3 protein-coding genes and 1 pseudogene are annotated in these 3,251 nt (G+C 73.6%); 1 reads left to right on the top strand and 3 read right to left on the bottom strand.

The features are described 5' to 3' along the window. Positions 1-683, bottom strand: a pseudogene (locus E1295_RS50565) (hypothetical protein); the annotation flags it as partial. On the opposite strand from E1295_RS50565, the gene E1295_RS50560 reads away from it, so the two are divergent. Continuing rightward, the gene (locus tag E1295_RS50560; RefSeq protein ID WP_220449266.1) at positions 682-1,089 is read left to right on the top strand and encodes a hypothetical protein; all 408 of its coding nucleotides are present in this window, start codon (positions 682-684) and stop codon (positions 1,087-1,089) included. The pseudogene E1295_RS50565 and the gene E1295_RS50560 overlap by 2 nt on opposite strands. Here the strand turns inward: E1295_RS50560 and E1295_RS47715 are convergent. Together E1295_RS47715 and E1295_RS47710 are read right to left on the bottom strand one after the other, a co-directional pair. After that, positions 1,086-1,742 (bottom strand): hemerythrin domain-containing protein, encoded by a 657-nt coding sequence (locus tag E1295_RS47715; protein ID WP_166427795.1) that lies wholly within the window; start codon positions 1,740-1,742, stop codon positions 1,086-1,088. The two genes, E1295_RS50560 and E1295_RS47715, sit on opposite strands and share 4 nt — an antisense overlap. Positions 1,743-1,799: 57 nt before the next feature. Then, positions 1,800-3,251, bottom strand: a 1,452-nt coding sequence (locus tag E1295_RS47710) for a WD40 repeat domain-containing protein (RefSeq protein ID WP_220449265.1), incomplete at its 5' end; no start/stop codon positions are given.

The following is a 3,251-nucleotide window of genomic DNA, read 5'->3' as shown; positions in this document are numbered from 1 at the left end:
TCCATGAGCTTTCCACCCCCGCCGATGGGCAGCCCCACCCCGGGCGCGGGTCCCGCTCCGGGCGTGGATCCCGTCCCGGGCGTGGGTCCCGCTCCGGGCACGGGCCCCGCCCCGGCTGCCGGCGACCCCGCGCCGGATCCGACGCCGTTGGTTCCCAGGCCCTCCGGCTCCCCACCAGGCTTCGCCCCCTCAGGCCCGCAGTGGCCAGGGACATCGTCCGGACCCGCGTCGCCCGAAGGGGTGCCGTCAGGGCCGGTGGCGTTCGGGCAGCCGCCGTCCGGTGCGGCCTTCTCCGGAGGGGTGTCGTCCGGTGTGGGTCCCTCCGGAGGGGTGCCGTTCGGGGCGGGAGCATCCGGAGGGGCGCCGTCGGGGGTGGGTACGCGCCGTTCCCGCGGCGGCGCCCGGACCGTGGCGATCACGGTGACCGTCGTCGTGGCGGCCGGGGTGCTGGTGTGGCAGGTGCTCCCGGCCCGGAACCCGGCCGACCCCGGCGCTTCGAGGACGCCCGGGAGCAGTCCCATGGCCGTACCCTCCGGCGGCGGGAAGCCCGCCGTCACCGGGTCCCCGAGCGGGAAGCCCGCCATCATCGGGTCCCCGAGCGGTGAGCCCACCGTGACCGGGTCCCCGAGCGCGAGCACGGTCGGGAACGAGAACCTGCACACCGGCGCCGGCGTAAGGGCCATGATCACCAAGGTGAAGCCCGTCATCGGCGGGACCAAGGTGGTCAAGATGGTGTTATATCCGGACTATGCCTCCGTCGACGTGCCCGTGAAGGACGACACCGAGATCTACGACAGCTTCTCCTACCGCGACGGCGAGGTCAGCAAGTCGACCATAGGCGGCAAGGTGCGCGGCCCGACGGTCGACCTGGCCAGGTACAACTGGGACGCCCTGCCCAGGCTGCTGAGAAAAGCCAACAAAGACCTCGGCGTACCCAAACCCACCTCCAACCATGTGATCGTGGACCCCGACTACGGGTTCGACGGCATCCGGCAGGCGCTGCTCGTCTACGCCTCCGACGGGATCCGCTCCGGCTACCTGGTCGCCAGCCCGAAGGGCAAGGTGCTCAGGATGTTCCCCGACGACTAACCGAAGGCCGCCCGCTCGTGCCTGGCGTACCGGCCTCTGGTCAGTGCGAGCAGGATGCGCAGGGGCGCGCCCGCGCCCGCCAGCAGCCGCCTCCCCTCCTCCTGCGTGGCGTGGCGCAGCAGCCACGGCGCCGTGAAGACCAGTTGCCCGAACGACGCCCGCCTGGCGACCTGCCGCTCCGTCCAGGCGTAGGCGTCGTAGGGCACGAACCTGGTGATGATCGGGAAGAGGTCCGACTCCTCCTCCGCGATGTGCTCGTCCAGGAAGTCGGTCAGCTCGGCCAGACAGCGCCGCAACACCTGGCGGTCGCCCCGCAGCGCGGCGCGGCAGCGGTCGAGCACGGGCCCGAGCGCCTGGTGGTCGTCGGTGTACGGATCGAGGTCCACGGCGTGGCCGGCGGTACGCTCGATGATCGGCCACAACAGGTCGTCCTCGTTGGCGTGGTGGTGGTGGACCTCGGTCAGGACCGAGCCGGCGTACGCGCGGACGGCCTCGTTCCTGCCGCCCGTGAGCGGGTCCTTCCCGCCCAGCACCTCGGTGATCCGGCGCAGGTCGGTGAGCATGGCACGGTGGATGACGTACATCGAGGTGAGGTCCGGTTCGCGTTCCCCGTCGTGGCGGGGGGAGACGGCTGGGATTCGCACAGTGTTCATGCGGAACAGCATGCGCGGAGGCACTTTTCGTCCTCTGGTCGCCGGCTTGTCGCCGGGTCAGCAGATGTCCCTGTAGCCGCTCTCCGGGATCAGGCGGCTCCACTCCGCCTTGCTCAGCGGGCCGCCGGCCCTGACGCACACCTCCTGCGCCGTGAGCGCGGGATCGACCGGCCGCTCGCGTACGGTGCCGTCGAGCGTCACCCCGCGCAGCCGTTTGCCGTCCTGGCTGAACACCGGTCCTGCGGCCCAGGACCCGACCTCGCCGACCTCGCGCAGCGTGTTCACGTCCCAGAGCGACGTACGGGCGGCGTCGATCGCGAGCAGGTCGCCCTTCGGCGAGAACCGCAGTTCGTCGACCGGGGTGGTGCCGGTGCCGAGCGTGCCGCGCGGGACGCGTTCGTAGACGTCCCAGAGGAGCACCCGGCCGCCGTCCAGCCCGAACGCCAGCGTGCGGCCGTCGGGGGAGAAGGCGAGCGCGGTCGGCGTGGTCCTGACGTTCGCCGGCACCGCCAGGGCCAGTGGAGTGATCTTGCCGGTCCGGAGGTCGAGCAGGTTCGCGCCCGCGGCCAGCGTCGAGCCGTCGGGGCTGAAGGCCAGCGCGGCATCCGCCGCGCCCTCGTACACCTTGATCCGCCGCCCCTCGCGCACGTCCCACGTCTCCAGGGCGCTGCCGCGGGCCGTGGCCAGCGTGGCGCCGTCGGGGGAGAGCGCTACGGCGAGTACGGCGCCGCCCGCGTCGATCGAGGCCACCCGCCTCGCGCCGGCCACCTCCCATACGGTCACCGGGTCGCCGGTGACGGCCAGCAGGCGCCCGCCCGCGTCGAACGACACGTCACCCGCGGCGGCGATCCGGCCGAGCGTCCTGCCGGCGACGGTGTCGGTGAGCTCGATCGTGTCGCCCACCTCCTTGGCGGCGAACCGGCCGTTGCCGCTGAAGGTGGCGGTGCGGCCCGTGTCGGAGGGGGCGGGCAGCCCTGCGACGTCCAGCGAGACGACCGAGCCGGTGCCGCTGAGGTAGCGCAGGGTGCGTCCGTCGCCGGAGAAGGCCAGGCCGTGGCCGGGGTCCCTGAGCGGGTAGGAGCCGGTGACGCGGCGTTCGGCCACGTTCCAGACCCGCACCTCGCCGGCGCCCGGCAGGGCCAGCAGGCGGCCGTCAGGACTGAACACGGGGGGCCCGTCCAGCGTGCCCTCCACGGTTCCCAGGGTCAGGGTGCCGGTCTCCGTGGGCGCCTGCCGCTCCTCCACGCGGAACGTCTCCGCGCCGTTCTCGGGGCTGGGGCCGGCGTCCTCGCCGGAGCTCTTGACGGACGGCGCGCCGTTCACGCCGGGAAGGGCCGCGACGGCGGGACCGGGTCCCTTCACCGGCTGCTCGATCGGGCGACCGGCCGGTCGCGGACCGCCGCCTCCGGAAAGGGCGCCGGCGGAGGGACGTGCGGGGCCGGCGACCGGCGGGTCACCGGCGGCGGGTGGGCTGCCGCCGGAGGGGCGCGGTTTCGCGGTCGTGGAGGG

The sequence above is a fragment of the Nonomuraea mesophila genome (assembly GCF_004352805.1).
Classification (GTDB): domain Bacteria; phylum Actinomycetota; class Actinomycetes; order Streptosporangiales; family Streptosporangiaceae; genus Nonomuraea; species Nonomuraea longispora.
Note: the sequence above shows the minus strand (reverse complement) of the source record. Positions and strands in the feature narration are given on the sequence as shown.